Annotated in this window: 16 protein-coding genes, 1 tRNA gene and 2 pseudogenes; 12 read left to right on the top strand and 7 right to left on the bottom strand. The window is 42.6% G+C overall.

The window, feature by feature from the left end:
* The first annotated feature begins 41 nt into the window (after nucleotides 1–41).
* Nucleotides 42–1,730: a S41 family peptidase gene (locus NXX38_RS03735; protein ID WP_258978617.1), complete on the top strand. Its 1,689-nt coding sequence runs from the start codon at nucleotides 42–44 to the stop codon at nucleotides 1,728–1,730.
* 141 nt (nucleotides 1,731–1,871) lie between these two features.
* Here the strand turns inward: NXX38_RS03735 and NXX38_RS03730 are convergent, their stop codons facing one another.
* On the bottom strand, nucleotides 1,872–3,074 hold the full coding sequence (locus NXX38_RS03730; RefSeq protein ID WP_258978616.1) for a PAS domain-containing sensor histidine kinase: 1,203 nt from the start codon (nucleotides 3,072–3,074) through the stop codon (nucleotides 1,872–1,874).
* Nucleotides 3,075–3,245: 171 nt separating this feature from the next.
* Between NXX38_RS03730 and ahcY the strand changes: the two genes are divergently transcribed.
* Both ahcY and NXX38_RS03720 read left to right on the top strand, forming a co-directional pair.
* Nucleotides 3,246–4,676 carry an adenosylhomocysteinase gene (gene ahcY, locus NXX38_RS03725; protein WP_409012847.1) on the top strand — a complete coding sequence of 477 codons (1,431 nt, stop codon included), beginning with the start codon at nucleotides 3,246–3,248 and terminating at the stop codon, nucleotides 4,674–4,676.
* A 150-nt stretch (nucleotides 4,677–4,826) separates the two neighbouring features.
* Entirely contained in the window at nucleotides 4,827–7,340 is a 2,514-nt protein-coding gene (locus NXX38_RS03720) for a YfhO family protein (protein ID WP_258978614.1), read from the top strand.
* A 148-nt stretch (nucleotides 7,341–7,488) separates the two neighbouring features.
* Here the strand turns inward: NXX38_RS03720 and NXX38_RS03715 are convergent, their stop codons facing one another.
* Nucleotides 7,489–8,082, bottom strand: coding sequence for a hypothetical protein (locus NXX38_RS03715; RefSeq protein WP_148365558.1), 594 nt, complete (start codon nucleotides 8,080–8,082; stop codon nucleotides 7,489–7,491).
* 561 nt (nucleotides 8,083–8,643) lie between these two features.
* Nucleotides 8,644–9,297 (bottom strand): uracil phosphoribosyltransferase, encoded by a 654-nt coding sequence (upp, locus tag NXX38_RS03710; protein WP_004310703.1) that lies wholly within the window; start codon nucleotides 9,295–9,297, stop codon nucleotides 8,644–8,646.
* A 280-nt stretch (nucleotides 9,298–9,577) separates the two neighbouring features.
* Between upp and pckA the strand changes: the two genes are divergently transcribed.
* The 4 genes and pseudogenes from pckA (at nucleotide 9,578) to NXX38_RS03690 (ending at nucleotide 15,005) form a co-directional block, all read left to right on the top strand.
* The gene (gene pckA / locus NXX38_RS03705; protein WP_143259220.1) at nucleotides 9,578–11,185 is read left to right on the top strand and encodes a phosphoenolpyruvate carboxykinase (ATP); all 1,608 of its coding nucleotides are present in this window, start codon (nucleotides 9,578–9,580) and stop codon (nucleotides 11,183–11,185) included.
* A 219-nt stretch (nucleotides 11,186–11,404) separates the two neighbouring features.
* A pseudogene (locus NXX38_RS03700) lies at nucleotides 11,405–13,895 on the top strand (glycosyl hydrolase family 95 catalytic domain-containing protein).
* A 31-nt stretch (nucleotides 13,896–13,926) separates the two neighbouring features.
* A complete protein-coding gene (locus NXX38_RS03695) occupies nucleotides 13,927–14,484 on the top strand; it encodes a chromate transporter (protein WP_148365555.1) in 558 nt (185 codons plus the stop codon).
* Nucleotides 14,481–15,005, top strand: a complete 525-nt coding sequence (locus tag NXX38_RS03690) for a chromate transporter (RefSeq protein ID WP_148365554.1) — start codon at nucleotides 14,481–14,483, stop codon at nucleotides 15,003–15,005. Before NXX38_RS03695 ends, NXX38_RS03690 begins: the two co-directional genes overlap by 4 nt.
* An 80-nt stretch (nucleotides 15,006–15,085) precedes the next feature.
* Here NXX38_RS03690 and typA read toward each other — a convergent pair whose 3' ends face one another.
* Nucleotides 15,086–16,885, bottom strand: coding sequence for a translational GTPase TypA (gene typA, locus NXX38_RS03685; RefSeq protein ID WP_148365553.1), 1,800 nt, complete (start codon nucleotides 16,883–16,885; stop codon nucleotides 15,086–15,088).
* 155 nt (nucleotides 16,886–17,040) lie between these two features.
* On the opposite strand from typA, the gene rpsO reads away from it, so the two are divergent.
* The 3 genes and pseudogenes from rpsO (at nucleotide 17,041) to NXX38_RS03670 (ending at nucleotide 19,763) form a co-directional block, all read left to right on the top strand.
* On the top strand, nucleotides 17,041–17,310 hold the full coding sequence (gene rpsO / locus NXX38_RS03680; RefSeq protein ID WP_004296393.1) for a 30S ribosomal protein S15: 270 nt from the start codon (nucleotides 17,041–17,043) through the stop codon (nucleotides 17,308–17,310).
* Between the two features lie 184 nt (nucleotides 17,311–17,494).
* The gene (locus NXX38_RS03675) at nucleotides 17,495–18,070 is read left to right on the top strand and encodes a helix-turn-helix domain-containing protein (protein WP_004296396.1); all 576 of its coding nucleotides are present in this window, start codon (nucleotides 17,495–17,497) and stop codon (nucleotides 18,068–18,070) included.
* A gap of 42 nt (nucleotides 18,071–18,112) precedes the next feature.
* Nucleotides 18,113–19,763: pseudogene (locus tag NXX38_RS03670) on the top strand (AMP-binding protein).
* Between the two features lie 155 nt (nucleotides 19,764–19,918).
* On the opposite strand, the gene NXX38_RS03665 reads toward NXX38_RS03670, so the two are convergent.
* Nucleotides 19,919–21,001 (bottom strand): mannose-1-phosphate guanylyltransferase, encoded by a 1,083-nt coding sequence (locus NXX38_RS03665; protein WP_195650244.1) that lies wholly within the window; start codon nucleotides 20,999–21,001, stop codon nucleotides 19,919–19,921.
* Nucleotides 21,002–21,164: 163 nt separating this feature from the next.
* Between NXX38_RS03665 and NXX38_RS03660 the strand changes: the two genes are divergently transcribed.
* Nucleotides 21,165–21,248, top strand: a tRNA-Leu gene (locus tag NXX38_RS03660).
* A 15-nt stretch (nucleotides 21,249–21,263) separates the two neighbouring features.
* On the top strand, nucleotides 21,264–21,464 hold the full coding sequence (locus tag NXX38_RS03655) for a hypothetical protein (RefSeq protein WP_195650245.1): 201 nt from the start codon (nucleotides 21,264–21,266) through the stop codon (nucleotides 21,462–21,464).
* 159 nt (nucleotides 21,465–21,623) lie between these two features.
* Here NXX38_RS03655 and NXX38_RS03650 read toward each other — a convergent pair whose 3' ends face one another.
* Nucleotides 21,624–22,394, bottom strand: coding sequence for a LytTR family DNA-binding domain-containing protein (locus NXX38_RS03650; protein ID WP_258978613.1), 771 nt, complete (start codon nucleotides 22,392–22,394; stop codon nucleotides 21,624–21,626).
* 17 nt (nucleotides 22,395–22,411) lie between these two features.
* Nucleotides 22,412–24,154: a histidine kinase gene (locus NXX38_RS03645; protein ID WP_195650246.1), complete on the bottom strand. Its 1,743-nt coding sequence runs from the start codon at nucleotides 24,152–24,154 to the stop codon at nucleotides 22,412–22,414.
* Nucleotides 24,155–24,220: the final 66 nt, after the last annotated feature.

The raw sequence follows: 24,220 nt of genomic DNA, 5'->3' as shown, positions 1-24,220 counted from the left end.
GGATTGAGCTACTTTTACGACTCATTTAGATTGAAAGAGGTATGAAAAAATTGCTGAACAGGCAGATAGCTATTGTTGCAGTAGCGGTGATAGCCACAGTTGCTTTCTTTAGTTTCAAGAGTGGAGACGACCGTAATTTCCAGATTGCAAAGAATCTGGATATATTTAATGCGATTGTGAAAGAACTGGATATGTTCTATGTAGATACCATTGATCCGAATAAAACGATTCGGGAAGGAATCGATAATATGCTTTATACGCTGGATCCTTATACGGAATATTTCCCGGAAGAGGATCAGAGTGAACTGGAGCAGATGATTAAAGGATCATTTGGTGGAATGGGTTCTTACATTGCTTATAATACGAAACTAAAGCGTTCGATGATTTCTGAACCTTTCGAGGGAACGCCTGCTGCAAAAGCCGGTCTGAAAGCGGGAGATATCCTGATGGAGATTGACGGACAGGATCTTGCCGGTAAGAATAACGCGGAAGTCAGCCAGATGTTACGCGGACAGGCAGGTACCAGTTTTAAGCTAAAGATTGAGCGCCCGAATGAGAAAGGCGGACGTACACCGATGGAATTCACGATTGTGCGTGAGTCTATTCAGAATCCAGCAATTCCTTATACTGCCGTGTTGGATAACAAGGTAGGTTACATCAGCCTTAGCACTTTCTCCGGCAACCCTTCCAAAGAGTTTAAGAAAGCATTTCTGGATTTGAAGAAACAGGGCGCTACTTCGTTGGTGATAGACCTTCGTAGTAATGGCGGAGGATTGCTGGATGAAGCAGTGGAAATTGCGAATTATTTCTTACCGCGTGGAAAGGTGATTGTGACGACAAAAGGAAAAATCAAACAGGCTAGTAACACTTACAAGACATTGCGCGAACCGTTGGATTTGGACATTCCGATTGTGGTACTGGTAAATAGCGGAACCGCTTCTGCTTCCGAAATCTTATCAGGTTCTTTGCAGGATCTTGACCGTGCCGTTATCGTTGGTAACCGTACCTTCGGAAAAGGACTGGTACAGGTTCCCCGCTCTTTGCCTTATGGCGGAACGATGAAAGTGACTACCTCCAAATATTATATTCCGAGTGGCCGTTGTGTACAGGCTATTGATTACAAGCATCGTAATGAAGATGGAAGTGTAGGAACCATTCCTGATAGTTTGACTAAGGTATTCCATACGGCTGCCGGACGTGAAGTACGCGACGGAGGTGGTGTAATGCCGGATATTGTTATCAAACAGGAGAAATTACCGAATATCCTCTTCTATCTGGTACGCGATAATCTGATTTTCGATTATGCAACACAGTATTGTTTGAAGCATCCTACCATCGTTGCTCCGGAGAAGTTTGAGGTGACAGATGCCGATTATAATGATTTTAAAGCGTTGGTGAAGAAAGCCGACTTCAAATATGACCAGCAAAGCGAGAAGATTCTGAAAACGTTGAAAGAAGCTGCCGAGTTTGAAGGATATATGGATGATGCTTCAGAGGAGTTCAAAGCACTTGAAAAGAAGTTGAATCATGATCTTGACCGCGACTTGGATTATTTCTCATCTGATATAAAGAAGATGATTGCTACTGAAATTATCAAGCGTTACTATTACCAACGTGGTAATATCATCCAGCAGTTGAAGGATGATGACGGTTTGAAGGAAGCAATGAAAATTCTGAATGATCCGGTGAAATATAAAGAAATGCTTAGTGCTCCGGCTGCTAAGGAATAAATGAATATATTTCGAACATAGATATATGCGGAAAACGCGGCTTTGTTACTAACAAGCCGCGTTTTCTGTATCTCTATATCTAATTGTAAAAGTCCTGTAAGGTCATGCCCGGACACTGATATTTGTGTCCTTAACCGATCTTTATTGGCGAATCAAAGGCAGGGTAAAATAGAATCTGCTTCCTTGTCCTTCCTGAGAGCGCAACCAGATACGTCCACCCATCTTCTCTACCAACATTCTGCAAAGAGTTAATCCCAATCCTGTTCCCTGAACAAAATCGTTGACCTTTCCAAAGCGCCGGAAAATAGTGGCAATTCTTGCTGCCGGAATGCCGATGCCGCTATCTTTAATATAGAACTCTACAAAATCCTCCTTTTCCCGATAGCCGAAATGGATTTCTCCTTTCGGGGTAAACTTCGTAGCGTTACTAAGCAAGTTACTTATAATTTGTATGATGCGATTCCAGTCTCCCGAAGCATACATGTCCGTATCTACGTCGTCCAAAATGAGCCTGACACCGTTTTGCGTCTTATGGCAGAATTGTTGTTCCAGTTGCAGGCAGATATCTATTAATTTGATCGGGTGGATATTGAATTTTAGAGAATCAGCTTCAAGAGATGCCAGATCCAGAATATCATTGAATAGATTCAGCAGCATTTCCGAATTTCGTTCGATGATTTCCGAATATTGGTTCTTCTCTTCCGCAGATGCTGCGGAAGTGATTAGTTTGGAGAACCCTACAATGGCATTGAGCGGGGTACGTATTTCATGACTCATATTTGCCAGAAAAGCAGATTTCAGCCGGTCCGACTCTTCCGCCTTGATTCTGGCGGCCTTTAGCTCTTTCTGTTGTTGGGCATTCGTCTGTTCCGCCTCCCATTGTTGGGATATATCACGGCACATACACAATAGATATTCCTTATCCAAAGGAAAGATACGGTTTTCGTAGTGATGTAAAACACCGTCCAACATAAGATCATGTCTGGCTGTTGAACTTTCTCCTGTGAGAATCACCTTATCCATATTTTTGCGGACACTTTCATAAGCCTCTTTGGGTAGAATGTCTTTTACGTTAGTAGTGGTGATATTGTTGGCGCTGATACCTTCAACGTGATTAGTTGCCGGAGAAGAAGCAAGCTCTATGATGTTGGCGTCATGGTCGAAGACGGTGAGCATGTCAGGAAGAGCATCCAGTATCCGGGTGCTATATTTATCACGAAAACGTTCTTTGGAGGGAGAGGAAGAATCAGAAGAAGAATGAGAGGAAAGAAAATCTATTTTCTCCTCTAATTGTTCGATTATTTCTAAAAGGTCTTCCTTTGTTTTGTTTTTGTAATTCCTCATAGAAGATTTATTGTTATTCATTAGAATGTTGTAGAATTTGTTTTATCTGTTGCAAATATAAGACAATATTCCGAGATGCTGACTGCCTCTCTAGTTATTATAATATAAAAAAAACGGATAGCTTTTGCCCTACTAATCAGAATGTTCTATCTTTGCGTCCATTATATATAAATGATTTACAATATGTCTACAGAATTATTCTCTACTCTGCCCTATAAGGTGGCAGATATTACACTTGCTGATTTCGGACGCAAGGAAATCGATTTGGCAGAAAAAGAAATGCCCGGCCTGATGGCTCTTCGCGAAAAGTATGGAGAATCCAAACCGTTAAAAGGCGCCCGCATTATGGGCTCGTTGCACATGACCATTCAAACGGCTGTGCTGATTGAAACATTAGTGGCTTTAGGAGCTGAAGTACGTTGGTGCTCTTGTAATATATATTCAACACAGGATCATGCTGCTGCTGCAATAGCTGCTGCCGGCGTGCCGGTGTTTGCATGGAAAGGCGAGACTCTTGCCGATTATTGGTGGTGCACGTTGCAGGCATTGAGCTTTGACGGCGGCAAGGGACCGAATGTGATTGTAGATGATGGCGGTGACGCGACAATGATGATCCACGTGGGTTATGATGCAGAAAATAATGCTGCCGTATTGGATAAGGAAGTACACGCAGAGGATGAAATAGAACTGAATGCCATTTTGAAAAAAGTGTTGGCAGAAGACAACACCCGCTGGCATCGTGTAGCGGAAGAAGTGCGTGGCGTATCTGAAGAGACAACGACAGGTGTACACCGTTTGTATCAGATGCAGGAAGAAGGCAAATTGCTGTTCCCGGCATTCAATGTGAACGACTCGGTAACGAAATCTAAGTTTGATAATCTGTACGGTTGCCGCGAATCGTTGGCCGACGGAATCAAGCGCGCAACAGATGTGATGATTGCCGGAAAAGTAGTAGTGGTATGCGGTTATGGTGATGTGGGTAAAGGCTGTTCTCATTCCATGCGTTCTTACGGAGCGCGGGTGCTCGTGACGGAGGTAGACCCGATCTGTGCACTGCAGGCTGCAATGGAAGGTTTCGAAGTAGTGACGATGGAAGAAGCTTGCATGGAAGGTAACATCTTCGTGACTACGACAGGAAATATCGATATTATCCGTATCGACCACATGGAGAAAATGAAAGATCAGGCTATCGTTTGCAACATCGGCCATTTCGATAATGAAATTCAGGTAGATGCTTTGAAACATTATCCGGGCATCAAATGTGTGAATATCAAACCGCAGGTAGACCGTTATTATTTCCCGGATGGACATAGCATCATCTTGTTGGCCGACGGTCGTCTGGTAAATCTAGGATGTGCAACAGGACACCCGTCATTCGTGATGAGTAATTCATTTACCAATCAGACATTGGCACAGATAGAACTGTTCAACAAGAAATATGATATCAATGTATATCGCCTGCCGAAGCATCTGGACGAGGAAGTGGCCCGCCTGCATCTTGAGAAGATCGGTGTGAAACTGACTAAGCTGACTCCCGAACAGGCCGCTTATATCGGTGTGTCAGTGGATGGTCCTTATAAAGCAGATCATTATAGATACTAATTAGATTTACGATTAGACGATTTACCATTTACGATTGATAAATGCAGGAGATTGATATCCCACCGTTATCAATTGTAAATGTTAGATTGCCAATCGTATTTATTTTTATATTCAAACTTCAATCGTAAATAGTAAATCGTCTAATCGTAAATGAAAAAGTTTCTTCCCGACTTAATAGCCATTCTGGCTTTTATCATTCTTTCTTTTGCCTATTTTTTCCCGGCTGATATCGAAGGTCGTATCTTGTTTCAGCATGACACGGCTGCCGGAGTCGGTGCAGGACAAGAATCGAAAGAGTACCTCGAACGTACTGGAGAACGTACACGTTGGACGAATTCGATTTTTGGAGGTATGCCTACCTATCAGATGTCTCCGAGTTACGACTCGACAACGTCTCTGAAAGGAGTGGAGAGGGTTTATCGCCTCTTTCTTCCGGATTATGTAGTGCTGACTTTTATCATGATGCTGGGATTTTATATCCTCTTGCGGGCATTCGGAATATCGGCCTGGCTGGCAGGATTAGGCGGAGTGATATGGGCATTCTCTTCCTATTTCTTCATTCTGATACCGGCAGGGCATATCTGGAAGTTTGTGACATTGGCTTATATACCACCTACGATTGCAGGTGTCGTTCTGGCTTACCGGAAGAAATATCTGTTGGGCGGAATCATTACGGCCCTGTTCATCGCCCTTCAGATTCAGTCGAATCACATTCAGATGAGTTATTATTTCATGTTTGTGATCCTGTTTTTTGTAGGAGCTTACTTTGAAGATGCTTATAAAAAGAAAGAATTGCCTCATTTCTTCAAGGCCAGCGGGGTTTTGGCACTGGCTGCCGTGGTAGGAGTCTGTATCAATATTTCCAATCTGTATCATACGTATGAATATAGTAAGGAGACGATGCGCGGCAAGAGCGAATTGAAGCAGGAGGGAGCTGCTGCCAGTCAGACGAGTAGTGGGTTGGATCGTGATTATATAACCAACTGGAGTTATGGTATCGGTGAAACGTTGACGTTGCTGGTTCCGAATGTAAAAGGGGGAGGATCAGGATCTACGATGTCGCAGAGCGAAGCTGCTATGGCAAAGGCTAATCCAATGTATAACGGTATCTACTCACAGTTACCTCAATATTTCGGCGAGCAGCCGTGGACAGCCGGTCCGGTATATGTGGGGGCATTTGTGATGTTCCTTTTTGTATTGGGGTGCTTCATTGTGAAAGGTCCTCTTAAATGGGCGCTGCTGGGAGCTACTATCTTCTCGATTCTGCTTTCATGGGGAAAGAATTTCATGGGACTGACGGACTTCTTTATCGATTATGTCCCGATGTATAATAAGTTCCGCGCTGTATCTTCTATTCTGGTAATAGCTGAATTTACAATACCTTTGTTGGCGATTTTTGCCTTGAAAGAGATTTTGAGTAAACCGGATATGCTGAAACAGGAAAAGAACTGCAGAGGCGTGATTGCTGCGTTGGTACTAACTGCCGGTGTTGCACTCGTTTTAGCTGTCGCCCCGGGCGTTTTCTTCTCCAGCTTTATAACGACGCAGGAGATGGCTGCGTTGCAACAAGCACTTCCTGCCGAACATTTGGCTCCGTTTGTGGCTAATCTGACTGAAATGCGCGAAGCCATTATTGCTTCGGATGCATGGCGCAGCTTCTTTATTATAGTGATCGGTTGCCTGTTCTTATTCTTGTATCAGCTGCGGAAGTTGAAAGCCTCTTTCACGCTGGCGGGTATTGCGCTTTTGTGTCTGATAGATATGTGGAGCGTCAATAAACGCTACTTGAATGACGAACAGTTCGTACCGAAGTCGAAGCAGTCAGAAGCATTCGTGAAGACACAGGCGGATGAGATTATTCTTCAGGATACGACTCCGAATTATCGTGTACTGAACTTCATCGGTTTCCCCGGTAATACATTTAACGAAAACAATACAGCATATTGGCATAAGAGTGTCGGCGGCTATCATGCAGCAAAGCTTCGCCGCTATCAGGAAATGATAGACCATCACATCGTGCCCGAAATGAAGGAAACTTATCAGGCTGTGGCTACTGCCGGTGGACAGATGGACAGTGTGGATGCTTCCAAATTCCGTGTATTGAATATGCTGAATACCAAATACTTCATTTTCCCTGCCGGAGAGCAAGGGCAGGCTGTTCCTGTTATGAATCCTTATGCATACGGTAATGCATGGTTCGTAGATAAGGTGCAGTATGTAAATAATGCAAATGAAGAAATAGATGCTTTGAACGATATTCTCCCAACGGAAACAGCCGTAGTGGATGTGAAGTTTAAAGAACAGCTGAAGGGTGTGACAGAAGGATATAAAGATTCATTATCTACCATCCAGTTAACCAGTTACGAGCCAAATCGTTTGGTTTATAAGGCTTCCACTCCTAAAGACGGAGTTGTTGTTTTCTCTGAAATATATTATCCGGGATGGCAGGTGACTATCGATGGTCAGCTGGTGGATATTGCCCGTGCAGACTATATCTTGCGTGCAATAAATATGCCGGCAGGAGAACATACCATCGAGATGTGGTTTGATCCGCAAAGCATACACGTCACGGAAAGTATTGCTTATGCAGCATTGGCTTTATTGTTAATCGGAGTTATGCTTCTTGCGTGGACACAGCGGAGCAAGATAGCGAAGAAGCCTTAAAATGTAATAGTCGTCAACCTTATAATGTATTGTAAGGCTGTAAAATAAAGGCGGCTCTCTTCCTCACGAAGAGAGCCGCTACTTTGCATTCACTAAAAAAATTATGAAAAACAAACGCTGTTCATAGAAATATATTAAGTGTGATGTTTTAGAGATTTTTCTGTTCAAAATCCGGTCTTTCGCCAGAGTGATTATCTTTGTGCATTCTTCTTTGAGCAGCCTTTTTCCGTGCGGCATTTTGTTCTGCCTGCCACTTTTCGTACTGCTCTTTTGTCAGAATCTTTTTTATCTTCTTTTCTTTGGCTTCTGCAGCTTTCTTTTGTGAATCGGCAGAATTGTTATCTTTGCTCATCATCGGTCCACCTCCCATTCTGCCGGGAAAACCACCTTCTCTCATCATAGGCGGTTGGCCTCCACCCATTGGTGGGCGTCCTCCCCGCATCCCATGACCTTCTCCCATTGGCGGACGTTGACCATCCGAATTTTGCATAGCCTTGAAGAATGCTTTCTGCTCTTTCAGGTTCAGCTTGTATATTTTTTTATATTGTTTATCTGTCAACTGGAGTAACTTGTTCATTTGGTCTGTCATCTGCGTGGCTACCTTTTCCGGATTCAACACCTCACGTGGAAGACGCTTTTCCTGTTGCCTTTCTTGCGGCTCATTGGCTTCTTGTGCATTTATAAAACCTGCACAGCACGTTAAGCAGACTGCCAATCCTATCAATTTCATGTTTTTTCTCATCTCTCTTATGCTTTTATTTGTTTTAATACTTCAAAGCTAAGCAGATATCGGAACAGATAAAAATAAAATCGACTAAGTGCGGAGTTTTGTCTATCAAAAGCTCGACTCTACTCTCCTGTGGCTTATATTATCTATGCCTTGGGATGGAAAGGAGTTACGAGGTGGTAAACAAGTAGTTTCAAGCGTTGAAACTGTTGTTTCTCCGGCGTGAAACTATTGTTTCCCCAGCGTGAAACTATTGTTTCTCCACCTTGAAACTGATAGTTCCACGGCTTGAAACAAGTCGTTTCAATACGGGAAAGACTATTAAGAACGCGTTGATGTTCTCTTTAGCAATAACTATTATTTAATTTAGGTGGTGATAGGTGATAGATGCGGTGATAGGTTACTGACAACCTATCACCGCTCTGAAAACACTATGGATAAAGGGTTTGATAATGCTGGTGATAGGTTGAAAGAGGATTTCTGTTTTTATATATGAGAGAGAACCGGATATACACAGATTTCTATATCTATTCCTGTGTCGGCTGAATCAGCTGATGGTGTATCGGGTTGAATCATTTATTCTTTTTCGCCATAAGCAAGATCACCTGCATCACCCAATCCCGGAACAATATAAGAATGTTCGTTGATTTCCGGATCAATGGCAGCGCACCAAATGGTTGTCTTGTCTTCAGGAAATACATTCTTTATATGGTCAATGGCCTTTTGGCTGGCAATAATGGAAGCAACGTGAATTTCAGCGGGATGACCTTTCGTCAGCATTGCCTGGTAACTCAGTTCCATACTGCCTCCTGTTGCTAACATAGGATCGGTGATAATCAATGTCTTGTCATCAATACGGGGAGATGCGATATATTCTATATGTATATCGAATTTCAGCGTATCTTTATATTTGCGGTAAGCGGAAACAAATGCATTTTCCGCCCCGTCGAAATAACTAAGGAAACCTTGGTGGAAAGGCAGACCTGCACGTAGAATAGTGCTGATTACTAAATTGTTGTCCGGCGTACTGACCGGAGCAATTCCCAGTGGTGTCTGGATATTCTTTACCGAGTATTTAAACTCTTTACTCATTTCATAAGCCATGATTTCTCCAATCCGTTCAATGTTACGGCGGAAACGCAGGCGGTCGTTCTGAACTTCTACATTTCTAATTTCGGATATGTACTGGTTTAGAATCGAATTAGTTTGGCCAAAATCAATTACTTTCATATTATATTTTAATCAAATTTTAATCTCATTTTCATAGTATTGTCAGCATACTGGCTTGCAAAGTAAATGATAATCTTTCAAATTGCAATATTCAGTTTGCAGATATTGTTAGGAATTTATAAAAGAGTTTCAATTAAGGAAAAATTTCTTCAATACCTTCTTCCTTTCCAAAGAAAGTATTACTTTTGTAGCCGGATTTACAAGGGGGTATTCAAAGCTCCCCATGTTAAGGTGAAAAGAGATAGAAAACAAAATACCAATTTTAATTAATTCAAAGAAAATGGCAAATTTAGATTTAAGCAAGTACGGCATCACAGGTGTGACCGAGATTTTGCACAATCCGTCTTATGATGTTTTGTTCGCTGAAGAAACAAAACCGAGTCTGGAAGGCTTTGAAAAAGGTCAAGTAACTGAATTAGGCGCTGTGAACGTGATGACAGGTATCTATACCGGTCGTTCTCCTAAAGATAAATTCTTCGTTAAGAATGAAGCTTCTGCTGATTCTGTATGGTGGACTTCTGAAGATTACAAAAACGACAACAAACCATGTACTGAAGAAGCTTGGGCTGACTTGAAAGCTAAAGCTGTAAAACAACTTTCCGGCAAACGTTTGTTCGTTGTTGATACTTTCTGTGGTGCTAACGAAGCTACTCGTATGAAAGTACGTTTCATTATGGAAGTAGCTTGGCAGGCTCACTTCGTAACTAACATGTTCATCCGCCCGACTGCTGAAGAACTTGCTAACTACGGAGAACCTGATTTCGTATGTTTCAACGCTTCTAAAGCAAAAGTTGACAACTACAAAGAACTGGGCTTGAACTCTGAAACTGCTACTGTATTCAACCTGAAGACTAAAGAACAAGTAATCCTGAATACTTGGTACGGTGGTGAAATGAAGAAAGGTATGTTCTCTATCATGAACTACATGAACCCGCTTCGTGGTATCGCTTCTATGCACTGTTCTGCTAACACTGATATGGAAGGAACTAGCTCTGCTATCTTCTTCGGATTGTCTGGTACAGGTAAGACAACTTTGTCTACTGACCCGAAACGTAAATTGATCGGTGACGACGAACACGGATGGGATAACGAAGGTGTATTCAACTACGAAGGTGGTTGCTACGCTAAGGTTATCAACTTGGATAAAGAAAGCGAACCGGATATCTACAATGCTATCACACGTGATGCTTTGCTTGAAAACGTAACAGTTGACGCTAACGGTAAGATTGATTTCACAGATAAGAGCGTGACTGAAAACACTCGCGTTTCGTATCCTATTTATCACATCGAAAACATTGTTAAACCGGTTTCTAAAGGTCCTCACGCTAAACAAGTTATCTTCTTGTCTGCTGATGCATTCGGTGTATTGCCTCCGGTATCTATCTTGAACCCGGAACAGGCTCAATACTACTTCTTATCTGGATTTACAGCTAAATTGGCTGGTACAGAACGTGGTATCACTGAACCGACTCCGACATTCTCTGCTTGCTTCGGTGCTGCTTTCTTGTCATTGCACCCGACTAAATATGCAGAAGAATTGGTTAAGAAGATGGAAATGACTGGTGCTAAAGCATACTTGGTTAACACAGGATGGAATGGTTCTGGCAAACGTATCTCTATCAAAGATACTCGTGGTATCATCGATGCTATCCTTGATGGTTCTATTGACAAAGCTCCTACTAAGGTGATTCCTTTCTTCGACTTTGTTGTTCCTACAGAACTTCCGGGTGTTGATCCGAAGATCCTTGATCCACGCGACACTTACGAATGTGCTTGCAAATGGGAAGAAAAAGCAAAAGATTTGGCTGGACGTTTCATCAAGAACTTCGCTAAATTTACTGGTAACGAAGCTGGTAAGGCTTTGGTTGCTGCTGGTCCGAAACTCTAATTGGAGAATCAGATATAATATGGAAGGCGGTTCGATTTCGAACCGCCTTTTTTGTTTATGCCTGTGCCTTTCTATGGGAATAAATGCTGCCTGTTTAAAACTTTTCCCTATATTTGCCAAAACAGGAGTACTAACCTTTAAAGGCAGTTATGGTATATTTTGATTACTTTTGTGCAAATTATATATAAGTGGATAATCTTGAATAATAATACGACGACCATGAAGAAATTTTATTTCCTTCTTATCAGTTCCTTATTCCTTACCTCCGGGCTTTATGCCGGAGAAACCGATTATACTCAAGGACTTTCCATCTGGTTTGACACTCCCAATACTTTGCAGGGGTATGCTGCCTGGTATGGCGGAAGACCGGATTTGTGGAAAGGTGAAAATAAACCGGTAACAGCAGGAAGCGGACGTAATCTGGATGCCAGTTGGGAAGCACAGTCATTGCCTATTGGTAACGGCAGCCTCGGCGCAAATATTATGGGATCGGTGGAAGCCGAGCGTATCACTTTCAATGAAAAAACGCTTTGGCGCGGTGGTCCGAACACAGCGAAAGGTGCGGACTATTATTGGAATGTCAATAAGCAATCGGCCCATCTTTTAGATGAAATACGCAAAGCATTTACGGAAGGAGATCAGAAAAAGGCTGAAATGCTGACGCGGCAGAACTTCAATAGTGAAGTATCGTATGGAAGCTGACGGAGAAAATCCTTTCCGTTTCGGCAGCTTTACTACAATGGGAGAGTTTTATGTAGAAACCGGACTGAATATGATAGGAATGAGCGATTATAAGCGCATTCTGTCTTTGGATTCGGCTATGGCAGTCGTGCAATTCAAAAAGGATCGTGTGGCTTATCAACGTAACTTTTTTATCTCTTACCCTGCCAATGTAATGGTGGTACGTTTTAGCGCGGATCAACCGGGGAAACAAAATCTGGTTTTCAGTTATGCGCCCAATCCCCTGTCTACCGGCAGCATGGCTTCTGATGGAAATAAAGGATTGGTTTACACAGCTTCTTTGGATAATAATGGAATGGAATATGCTGTTCGTATCCGGGCAGAAGCGAAAGGAGGAACACTGTCTAATGCAGATGGAAAGTTGACGGTGAAGGATGCAGACGAAGTTGTATTTTATGTCACAGCGGACACTGACTATAAGATTAACTTTGATCCGGATTTCAAAGATCCGAAAACATATATAGGTGTTAATCCCGAAGAAACGACAAAGCAGTGGATGAATAACGCAGTGGCGCAGGGATATACTGCTTTATTCAATCAGCATTATAATGATTATGCTACTCTGTTCAACCGGGTCCGGCTGAATCTGAATCCAGCGGTGAAAGGAGTGAACCTGCCTACTTCTCAACGTCTGAAAAATTATCGGAAAGGACAACCGGATTATTATCTGGAAGAGTTGTATTATCAATTTGGACGTTATCTCCTGATTGCCAGTTCCCGTCCGGGCAATATGCCTGCCAATCTGCAGGGGATCTGGCACAATAATGTTGATGGGCCGTGGCGTGTGGATTATCATAATAACATCAATATCCAGATGAATTATTGGCCTGCTTGTTCTACCAACTTGAATGAGTGCGTGCTTCCGTTGATTGACTTTATCCGTACGCTCGTGAAACCGGGCGAGAAGACTGCACAGGCTTATTTCGGTGCTAGAGGATGGACGGCATCTATCTCAGGCAATATTTTCGGCTTTACCACTCCGTTGGAAAGTCAGGATATGTCGTGGAACTTCAATCCGATGGCAGGTCCTTGGCTGGCTACCCATATCTGGGAGTATTACGACTATACAAGAAACTTGAAATTTCTGAAAGAAACCGGTTATGAACTGATTAAGAGTAGTGCCGATTTTGCAGTCGATTACCTGTGGCATAAGCCGGATGGAACCTATACGGCTGCTCCGTCCACTTCGCCCGAACATGGTCCTATCGATCAGGGAGCTACTTTTGTGCATGCCGTGGTGCGTGAAATTCTGATGGATGCGATTGAGGCAAGCAAAGTGTTGGGTGTAGATAAGAAAGAACGTAAGCAGTGGGAGCATGTGCTTGCCAATCTCGTTCCCTATCAAATAGGTCGTTATGGTCAGTTGATGGAATGGTCGGTGGATATTGATGATCCGAAAGATGAACATCGTCATGTGAATCATTTGTTCGGTCTGCATCCGGGGCATACGGTTTCTCCGGTCACTACTCCCGAACTGGCGAAAGCTGCTAAAGTAGTATTGGTGCATCGTGGTGATGGTGCTACCGGTTGGAGTATGGGTTGGAAGTTGAATCAGTGGGCGCGTTTGCAGGATGGTAATCATGCTTATACTTTATTCGGCAATTTATTGAAGAACGGAACCATGGATAATTTGTGGGATACGCATCCGCCTTTCCAGATTGATGGAAACTTTGGCGGGACAGCGGGAATTACCGAAATGTTGCTCCAAAGTCATATGGGCTTTATTCAATTATTACCGGCTTTGCCGGATGCATGGAAAGATGGTTCTATCAGTGGTATCTGTGCAAAAGGAAATTTTGAGGTGGATATGATTTGGGAGAATCATCTGTTGAAGGAAGCTGTTGTGCGCTCTAATGCAGGAGGCAACTGTGTTATAAAGTATGCGGATCAGACTATCTCCTTTAAAACAGTGAAAGGACACAGTTATCAGATTAGATATGATGCAGCCAAAGGGCTCATTAAAAATTAAACGCAAAATATCGGAAAGTTAGAAAGAGAGGATGGTACTGGAGTATTTAAAATTATTCGTGACATTTGCGAAGATTGGAATGTTTACTATTGGTGGTGGTTATGCCATGATTCCGTTGATTGAACGGGAGATTGTTGCCAAACAATGGATGAGTAAGGAAGAATTTATGGAGATGTTTGCTTTGACACAGTCACTTCCGGGGGTGTTTGCGGTGAATATTTCTATCTTCGTAGGATATAAGTTGTATAAGGTGGGTGGGAGTCTGGTGTGTGCATTGGCTACGATTCTTCCTTCTTTCGTTATCATGATGCTGATAGCCATGTTTTTTGCACGGTTTCAGGATAATGAAGTGATGATTCGCATCTTTAATGGAATACGTCCTGCCGTAGTAGCATTGATTCTGTTTCCTTGTATTTCTGCTGCAAGAGCTTTGAAACTGAAGTATTTTCAGTTGGTTGCTCCTGCCATAGCTACCGTGTTGATCTGGCAGTTCGGCTTATCACCTATTTATATTGTATTGGCCGGAATTATAGGGGGATTGGTATATACATTATGGTTGAAAGAAAAAATAGCGAATAAACAGGTATGATATATTGGCAATTACTTTGGGTGTATCTTAAAATAGGTATGTTCGGTTTTGGGGGTGGATATGCGATGCTTTCCCTGATTCAACATGAGATAGTGGATCTCCATCATTGGCTGACTCCTCAACAGTTTACGGATGTGGTCGCAATTTCGCAGATGACTCCGGGACCGATTGGTATAAATAGTGCTACGTACGTAGGCTATGCGGTAACACAAAGTGTTTGGGGAGCTGTGTTGGCCACTGTAGCCGTTTGTTTGCCTTCTTTTATTTTGGTATTGCTCATTTCTTATTTCTTTGCGAAGTGTAAGGATAATAAGTATATTAAAGCGGCTATGTCCGGACTGCTTCCTATGTCGGTCGCCCTGATTGCTTCTGCTGCATTGCTTATGATGAATAGAGAGAATTTTATGGACTATAAAAGCATCGGTATTTTCGCAGTCGCCTTTGGGGTTACATGGAAATGGAATCTTCATCCTATTCTATTGATTTGTCTGGCGGGTGTGGTAGGATTGTTGCTGTATTAGTAATGCTTATAGGAAAAAGAAAATCCCGGTTAAACACTGCGTTTAACCGGGATTTCTATTATAATATTATGAAAGAATGGTTAGTTCTTGTTTGCACGTTTACGTTCGATTTCGTCCAAAATCACTTTACGCATACGCATTGCTTTAGGGGTAACTTCTACATACTCGTCTTCCTTGATATACTCCAGTGCTTCTTCGAGTGAGAACTGGATAGGTGGAATCAGACGTACTTTATCATCCGAACCGGAAGCACGCATATTCGTCAACTTCTTCGATTTGGTAACATTGATAACCAGGTCGTTGTCGTGAGAATGCTCACCTACTACTTGTCCTGCATAAACATCATCCTGCGGGAAGATAAAGAACTTACCGCGATCCTGCAATTTGTCGATGGCATAAGCGAAAGCTGTTCCACTTTCCATAGCAATCATAGAACCGTTCGTACGACGTTCGATTTCTCCTTTGTGCGGCTGATATTCTTTGAAGCGGTGTGCCATGATGGCTTCACCGGCAGAAGCAGTCAGTACATTGGTACGCAATCCGATGATACCACGAGAAGGCATATCGAATTCGAGATTGATACGTTCGCCCGTGTTTTCCATCTTTACCATCTCGCCTTTACGACGGGTAACCATATCAATAATCTTGCTGGAATATTCTTCCGGTACATTGATGGTCAACTCTTCAATCGGCTCGCATTTCACACCGTCGATTTCTTTGAAGATAACCTGCGGCTGACCCACCTGTAATTCGTAACCCTCACGACGCATTGTTTCGATCAATACAGAGAGGTGGAGTACGCCACGACCGGAAACAATCCATTTACCGTCTTCCTCACTCTTTCTTACACGGAGAGCCAAGTTCTTATCGAGTTCTTTCATCAGGCGGTCATGGATGTGGCGTGAAGTCACAAACTTACCATCCTTGCCGAAGAAAGGAGAATCGTTGATCGCAAACAACATACTCATGGTCGGCTCATCAATAGCGATTGGCGGCAATGCTTCCGGATTCTCAAAATCACAAACTGTATCTCCAATCTCGAATCCGTCGATACCTACCAGTGCGCAGATGTCACCGGAAGAGACTTCACTTGTTTTCACGCGGCCTAAACCTTCGAAAACATGGAGTTCTTTGATTTTGCTCTTGAACATATCGCCGTTGCGTTTCGCAAGCGTTATATTCATACCTTCTTTTAATGTACCGCGATGTACGCGACCTACGGCGATACGACCGGTATAAGAAGAATAATCCAGAGAAGTAATCAACATCTGGGGAGTGCCTTCCAGTTGTTTGGGTGCCGGAATATTTTCGATGATACAATCCAATAGCGGAGTAATACTGTCAGTCTGTTGCTTCCAGTCGGTGCTCATCCAGTTGTTTTTGGCGGAACCGTAGATTACGGGGAAGTCCAGCTGGTCTTCCGTTGCGTTCAGGCTGAACATCAAATCGAAAACCATTTCGTAAACCTCTTCCGGACGGCAGTTAGGCTTATCTACCTTATTAACTACCACGATAGGTTTCAAACCGATTTCCAGCGCCTTTTGCAGTACGAAACGAGTCTGGGGCATCGGACCTTCGAAGGCGTCTACCAACAGAATACAACCGTCGGCCATATTCAATACGCGTTCTACCTCACCACCGAAGTCGCTGTGTCCCGGAGTATCAATAATATTAATTTTTGTACCGTTGTAATTGATGGATACGTTTTTGGAGAGAATCGTTATACCACGTTCACGTTCCAAATCGTTGTTATCCAGGATAAGTTCACCACTATTTTGGTTGCTGCGGAATAAATTTCCGGCCAATAGCATCTTGTCAACCAGCGTTGTTTTCCCATGGTCAACATGGGCAATGATTGCAATGTTTCGAATATTTTGCATATAATACCTATTATTTGGCTGCAAAGGTACGAAAATAGGATTAGAAATATATGCAATGATAGCAATTTTTTCTTGTAAATCGTTGTGTGATATAAAGATAATGCCTATCTTTGCACGCTCAAAAGAATAATTTATCAATTAAAATTCTAAGAATTATGTATTTAGACGCTGCTAAAAAGCAAGAAATCTTCGGAAAGTACGGAAAGTCTAACACTGATACCGGCTCAGCTGAGGCCCAGGTGGCTTTGTTTTCCTACCGTATTTCTCACCTGACTGAGCACATGAAGCTCAACAGAAAAGATTATAGTACTGAAAGAGCGTTAACAATGTTGGTAGGTAAGCGTCGTCGCTTGCTCGATTACCTGAAAGCAAGAGATATCGAAAGATATCGTGCTATTGTTAAAGAGCTCGGTTTGCGTAAGTAATCTACTTGTCGCGAAAAGATTAAGAGCCGTTCCTCATTATAGAGGAGCGGCTTTTTTAGTTTCTTCTTTTTCTTCCTGACAGTCGTATTTTCTTCAGTTATAATTGTGTCCATCTAAAGATTTTGCTATTTTTGCAACTTAATTATTATAATTTATCACCTTTGATAACTAAAATGCTTTCAAAATGGATACAAGTAAGATTGTTGGCGAAAAGATTAAAGCCCTCCGCGAAGATAAATCAATAAGCATAGAAGAGTTGGCACAACGTTCGGGTTTGGCTATCGAACAAGTTGAACGTATTGAGAATAATATTGATATACCTTCTCTTGCACCGCTAATTAAAATAGCGCGTGTGTTGGGAGTACGTCTGGGGACTTTTCTTGATGACCAGGATGAAGTCGGACCGGTGGTATGTCGTAAGAAAGAAGCCAAAGATGCGATTAGTTTTTCCAATAACGCGATTCATTCTCGCAAACACATGGAATATCACTCGTTGTCCAAGTCAAAGGCAGATCGTCATATGGAACCGTTTATTATCGATGTGATGCCAACGGAGGATACCGACTTCGTGCTTTCTTCTCATGAAGGGGAGGAGTTTATCATGGTTATGGAAGGTATCATGGAAATCAGCTACGGTAAGAATACCTATTTGTTGGAAGAGGGTGATAGCATTTATTATGATTCCATTGTTCCTCATCATGTACATGCTTACGAGGGGCAGGCTGCAAAAATCCTGGCAGTAGTTTACACGCCGATTTGAGTTGAGTATAAAGTATTAAGTATTAAGTATAGAAAGAATCCCATGCAATTATTTGATCGTACTTTGGGACAGTGGCTCGAGCACTGGGCTGAAGAGACTCCCGATAAGGAATATATCGTTTATTCCGACCGCAATCTCCGTTTTACCTGGAGCCAGTTAAACCGTCGTGTGGATGATATGGCGAAAGGGCTTATCGCCATTGGTGTGGAACGTGGTACCCATGTGGGTATCTGGGCGGCTAATGTTCCCGATTGGTTGACATTGTTGTATGCTTGTGCGAAGATCGGTGCGGTATATGTTACTGTGAATACGAACTATAAACAATCGGAGTTGGAGTATCTTTGCCAGGATTCGGATATGCATACGCTTTGTATCGTGAATGGCGAGAAGGACAGTGACTTTGTGCAGATGACCTATACAATGCTTCCCGAATTGAAAACCTGTGAACGCGGACATTTGAAGAGTGAACGTTTTCCGTACATGAGAAATGTAGTGTATGTAGGGCAGGAGAAACATCGGGGTATGTATAATACAGCGGAGATTCTGTTATTGGGAAATAATGTGAAAGATGATTGTTTGAGCGAACTCAAAAGCAAGGTGGATTGTCACGATGTGGTGAATATGCAATATACGTCGGGAACTACCGGTTTTCCGAAGGGAGTAATGCTGACACATTATAATATTGCCAATAATGGATTTCTGACTGGTGAACACATGAAGTTCACGGCAGATGATAAACTTTGCTGCTGTGTTCCGTTATTCCATTGTTTCGGAGTGGTGTTGGCTACCATGAACTGTCTGACTCATGGTTGTACGCAGGTAATGGTGGAACGTTTCGATCCGCTGATTGTATTGGCTTCCATTCATAAAGAACGTTGCACGGCTCTTTATGGAGTACCGACTATGTTTATTGCCGAGTTGCATCATCCGATGTTTGATCTCTTTGATATGTCTTGTCTTCGTACAGGTATTATGGCAGGTTCTCTGTGTCCTGTCGAACTGATGAAGCAGGTAGGAAGAGAAAATGTATATGAAGGTGACTAGTGTGTATGGACTGACAGAGGCTGCACCGGGTATGACAGCTTCTCGTATTGATGATCCGTTTGATGTACGTTGTAATACGGTAGGGCGTGACTTTGAATTTACGGAAGTAAAAGTGATCGACCCGGAAACTGGTGAAGAATGTCCGGTTGGCGTACAAGGTGAGATGTGCAACCGTGGATATAACACCATGAAAGGATATTATAAAAATCCGGAAGCAACGGCAGAAGTGATCGATGAAAACAACTTCCTGCATTCCGGTGACTTGGGTATCAAGGATGAAGATGGAAATTACCGGATTACCGGACGCATTAAGGATATGATTATCCGGGGTGGTGAGAATATTTATCCGCGCGAAATAGAGGAGTTTCTTTATAAACTTGATGGAGTGAAAGATGTTCAGGTGGCAGGTATTCCTTCTAAGAAATACGGTGAGGCAGTCGGAGCATTTATTATCTTGCAGAAAGGTGTGAAAATGCAGGAAGCCGATGTTCGTGATTTTTGCAGAAATAAAATATCCCGTTATAAGATTCCGAAATATATATTCTTTGTGAATGAGTTCCCGATGACAGGTAGTGGAAAGATTCAGAAGTTCAGATTGAAAGATCTGGGATTGCAACTTTGTAAAGAGCAGGGAATAGAAATTATCTAGGACCTGTGATTGCTTAAAGACACACAAAGTTTTTCAATATAATAAACGGTGAACGGTGAACGAACTGCATGATTGTTTGCAGAGAGTTCACCGTTCATTATTTGTATTATTGTCTTATCCGGTTTTTGCTGTGGCGGGTTAAGTGCTGCGCGCTGCTAAATGAAATCATCACCCAGTTGCATTTGGGCGTCATTCACATATTTACGGATGGCATGTTCTTCATCTTTGCGGCAGATTAAAAGAACGTTGTCTGATTCTGCTATTAGAAATCCTTCCAATCCATCAATTACGGCCAGTTTTCCTTTTGGAAGTACTACCATGTTATCTTTACTATTATAAATAAGCGAATGGCATTTCAGAGTAACATTGCCTTCTGAATCCCTTTCCGATAAATCATAAAGTGATCCCCAGGTTCCAAGATCAGACCAGCCAAAATCTCCTAACGATACATACACGTTGTCCGCTTTTTCCATAATACCGAAATCGATGGATACATTAGGACATGCGGGGAAATTTTCTTCAATAAATGCTTTTTCCTTATCGGTGGCATAAATATCTTTTCCCGGTGCCAGTTTGGAAGCTAATTCAGGCAACAAATCTTCATTTGCTTTGATGATTGTATTTACATTCCACATAAACAGTCCGGAATTCCAGTAAAATTCTCCGCTTTCTACGAATACTTTAGCTAATTCCAGTTCCGGTTTTTCAGTGAATGTTTTTACTTTGTAGAAGTTTTCACCTGCGGGTTCATCTATTTGTATATATCCATATCCTGTTTCCGGACGATTGGGTTTAATACCTAATGTTAGTAGTTTTTCAGAGCGTGAAACAAATTCAAGTCCTTTTTCAATAGCGGCAAGAAACTCATCTTCTTTTAAAATTAAATGGTCTGAAGGTGCAACTACGATATTGGCGTTTGGATTCAGTGCCCGGATGTGGTAAGAGGCCCATGCTATACATGGAGCCGTATTTCGTCTTGCAGGTTCCAGCAGAATTTGGCTTTCGCTTACTTTTGGCAATTGTTCCTTCACTAAGTCTGCATACATTGCATTGGTAACGATGAAAATGTTTTCTGTTGGAATAACCTTTTGGAACCGGTCAAAAGTCTGCTGTAAAAGTGAACGACCCGTTCCGAAGAAATCTAAGAATTGTTTGGGCAATGTTTTGCGGCTAAACGGCCAGAAGCGGCTTCCAATGCCGCCACCCATAATCACGCAATAATTATCCTGGTTTGTCATGATAGTGACTCTATTTTAAAGTTTCTGCTAATGTACGGTTTATTCTCTGAATAGAGAAGTGTTTAAGATATGTTTTATTATTTTTTTCCTTTTTTTTTGCCAAACTATTGTGGATTCAAAATAATGTCGTATCTTTGCACCGCAATTGAGAAATCAAGTATGCGCCCAGATGGCGGAATCGGTAGACGCGCTGGTCTCAAACACCAGTGGATTCACTTCCATCCCGGTTCGACCCCGGGTCTGGGTACTGAAGCGGAGAAAGTTGAAAAACTCTCTCCGTTTTTCTTTTCTACTCCTCGTAACTCGTTGGTTTGCTGATAGATTAAATCTGGTACTTTGTTATAAGAATTGGTTCGATATTACGGGCTTTGATGTCACTTTCGTGGATAATCTGATAAAACAGGATGAAATGTACATCCCAGCATTAAAGAAAAAAGTGCCGGTATTTTATTATTATGATTAGTGGTCTTTCGGATTTTTCGTTAGAATTTCCGGATTATTACTTCTATAGGTTGTAGTTGTGTAGTGTGTTGTTGTACTATGTACTGCCAGTGTTTGCAGGGTGTCCTGATCTTTCGGTATGACACCCCAGCAAATCATTGATTATAGAGCTAGTCAGTCGTTATCTGTCCAGCCATTTCTTGAATGTGGTAGCTTTCTCCCGGCTTATCAGAATTTCCTCCTGCGGATATCCGTTCATTTCTACCTTTAATTTATAGTTGAACCAGTTGCTGACTTTCTTAATGTGTCCCACCTGTATCATATGCTGACGGTTTGCACGGAAGAAAGAAGTAGGGTTCATTTCCTTTTCCAGTTGGTCCAATGTGGAAGGAATGGTGGCAGAGGTGCCATCTGTCAGATAAAGGCGGGTTATGTTCTGTTGAGAGTGGATGAAACAGACGTTTTGGACTTCGATAGTGATATATTCATCTCTGCGGGATACCAGAAATCTTTCCCGATAATGAGGGGTGGGAATAGCCCCACTCAGGTATTCCAATAGCTGTTCCAGGTTCGGGGCAGTGGTAGTAGGAGATGAGGGGGATATTCTTTCTATCGCTTTTTGTATAGCTGCTTCCAATTCATCCGAGTCGATAGGCTTCAGCAAATAGTCGATACTATTGAATTTAAATGCCTGTATAGCATACTGGTCATAGGCAGTGGTGAAAATGATGGGCGAGACTATCTCCACTTGACGGAAAATGTCGAAACTTAATCCATCCTGTAGGCGGATGTCGGAGAATATCAGGTCCGGCTGCTCCCGTTGGAGGAAATCTATGCTTTGGACAATACTTTTGGTGATGCCGGAAATTTCGTAATCAGGGTGCAGTGCACAGATGTAACGTTGCAGGCGTTCGGCACTGTGGTTTTCGTCTTCTATAATCAGAACTTTCATGGAATTTATCATTTCGTTTAAAGCGTTGAAAGGGTGACACGATAGATGTGTTCATCCTGATAGATTTCAGGGGCGGGAGCACCAGTGAGCTGATACCGCTCTTTGATATTTCGCAGCCCGATGTGGTGGGTGGAAGAGTTCGGAGTAAGAGGTTTGCAGTTGTTTTCCACTACCAATTTGTTCCCATCAGAATATACACGGATGAATAGCGGTGTTTCTTCCGACACTTGATTGTGCTTGATAGCATTCTCCAGTAACATCTGCAATACAATGGGAGGGATCTGTCTCTCGCGGATAGCGTCCTGAACTTGTACTTCTACCTGTATGGCATCCTCAAACCGTATTTTGAGTAGGAAGATATAAGCCTCCAGACTGGATAATTCATCGGCAACGGATGAAAGATTCTTATCTACATTAGCTACGATATGCCGGTAAACTTTGGAGAGACATTTGATGTAGATGGGAGCTGTGGCATCTCCCGTCTCTACCAGGTCGAGCAGGATGCTGAGATTATTGAATATAAAATGCGGGTCTATCTGCATCTTCAGTGCGTCAAGGCGTGATTGCTGACGTTTCAGTTGCAGGTTTTTTTTCTTCTTTTGCAGAATGATGGAGATAGACATTAGAATGAGGATGACGGTAAAAGCAATGACAATAATCCGGCAATAGAAGACCCAGTACCGGTAGTATTCTGCCTCTGCGACTTCGGAGTCACGGATCGTTTTTCGAAGTTTATCCACATTCTCTATTTGAGCAAGGTCCTCGTTATAAGCGATGCTGTCTATCTGTGCTTGATAGTGCGTCAGTCTTTCCAAGCAGTCTGATACACCATTGAGAGAACCGGTACGTATATTCAGATCTGTCAACTGGCGATAGGTTTTCAGGCAGATAAAGGGGTTATTACTCTGACTGCTTCGGTTTAGGTAAAAACGAGCGGAATCGATTTGTTGAAGATCGGAATGTATCTTGCCGAGCAGATAGTCGACCGAGTCCTGATATAAATGCGGGATTTGCAGAGCATAGATACGAGCGGAGTCGGACATGTGCTTGTCGGCATATTTTTCGCTAAGGAGGAATAATAACCGGGCTTGCAAGGAGCCGGAGTAGCCTTTCATAGAAGCTGTTTTGAGCAGAGGAATACTCTCATCACCGTCATTTGTCCGGGCGTAATAGTGGGTGAGTTCAGAGTAGGCTTCGGCAATGAGAGAGGGATTGTTTAGTTCCCTGGCTAGAGAGAGGGCGGCGAGTTTGGCCTCTTTCTCTTCTTTCATCATGTGCTTAGTGTGGTAAACCTGCCCTTTGAAGTTGTTGAGGTAGAAGTTTAGTTCGCGAAGATCGTACACATCGTTGTTGTATTGTGTGCAGAGGGTGAAATATTCTACGGCTTCGAGCAGGAAATTAGAGTGGCGGGCTATCTCGCCCCGGTAGTAATATATTTCCGTCAGGTGTAATGAGTCCGCTTTATATTTGAAGTAAGGACTGACGATGTTAAGTAGCGAATCCGGCACAAGATATTCCTGTATGCCGATGAGAGCACCGGCTTTTACTAAATCGCACATCATGTAGTTCCTTTCGCTCAAGAAAGTACGGTTTATCTGTTCCACATCTTCCAGTGCTTTTCGTGGATTCACTTCAATGAGTCCGTTGGCATACTCCAGACGGCTGCGTGCGGAGCGGTTCACACGATAGAGGTAGTAAGCGGAAAAGCTTACCACAAGCAGGAATATTGCGGCTGTGAGATAAATACGTTTTCTTATCATAACTGCGTAATCAAGTCTGAAATGCAAGTCTATTTATTAGGATGGACTCTTATCTTTGTTTGGGCA

Source organism: Bacteroides sp. BFG-637 (assembly GCF_024793605.1).
GTDB lineage: Bacteria > Bacteroidota > Bacteroidia > Bacteroidales > Bacteroidaceae > Bacteroides > Bacteroides vicugnae.
The sequence above is the reverse complement of the archived record's forward strand: the minus strand, read 5'-3'. Positions and strand labels throughout refer to the sequence as shown.

Excerpts from the sequence above, each read along its gene's own strand:
- NXX38_RS03735 (WP_258978617.1), top strand. The coding sequence starts at position 42 with ATGAAAAAATTGCTGAACAGGCAGATAGCTATTGTTGCAGTAGCGGTG.
- NXX38_RS03730 (WP_258978616.1), bottom strand. The coding sequence starts at position 3,074 with ATGAGGAATTACAAAAACAAAACAAAGGAAGACCTTTTAGAAATAATC.
- ahcY (WP_409012847.1), top strand. The coding sequence starts at position 3,246 with ATGATTTACAATATGTCTACAGAATTATTCTCTACTCTGCCCTATAAG.
- NXX38_RS03720 (WP_258978614.1), top strand. The coding sequence starts at position 4,827 with ATGAAAAAGTTTCTTCCCGACTTAATAGCCATTCTGGCTTTTATCATT.
- NXX38_RS03715 (WP_148365558.1), bottom strand. The coding sequence starts at position 8,082 with ATGAGAAAAAACATGAAATTGATAGGATTGGCAGTCTGCTTAACGTGC.
- upp (WP_004310703.1), bottom strand. The coding sequence starts at position 9,297 with ATGAAAGTAATTGATTTTGGCCAAACTAATTCGATTCTAAACCAGTAC.
- pckA (WP_143259220.1), top strand. The coding sequence starts at position 9,578 with ATGGCAAATTTAGATTTAAGCAAGTACGGCATCACAGGTGTGACCGAG.
- NXX38_RS03695 (WP_148365555.1), top strand. The coding sequence starts at position 13,927 with ATGGTACTGGAGTATTTAAAATTATTCGTGACATTTGCGAAGATTGGA.
- NXX38_RS03690 (WP_148365554.1), top strand. The coding sequence starts at position 14,481 with ATGATATATTGGCAATTACTTTGGGTGTATCTTAAAATAGGTATGTTC.
- typA (WP_148365553.1), bottom strand. The coding sequence starts at position 16,885 with ATGCAAAATATTCGAAACATTGCAATCATTGCCCATGTTGACCATGGG.
- rpsO (WP_004296393.1), top strand. The coding sequence starts at position 17,041 with ATGTATTTAGACGCTGCTAAAAAGCAAGAAATCTTCGGAAAGTACGGA.
- NXX38_RS03675 (WP_004296396.1), top strand. The coding sequence starts at position 17,495 with ATGGATACAAGTAAGATTGTTGGCGAAAAGATTAAAGCCCTCCGCGAA.
- NXX38_RS03665 (WP_195650244.1), bottom strand. The coding sequence starts at position 21,001 with ATGACAAACCAGGATAATTATTGCGTGATTATGGGTGGCGGCATTGGA.
- NXX38_RS03650 (WP_258978613.1), bottom strand. The coding sequence starts at position 22,394 with ATGAAAGTTCTGATTATAGAAGACGAAAACCACAGTGCCGAACGCCTG.
- NXX38_RS03645 (WP_195650246.1), bottom strand. The coding sequence starts at position 24,154 with ATGATAAGAAAACGTATTTATCTCACAGCCGCAATATTCCTGCTTGTG.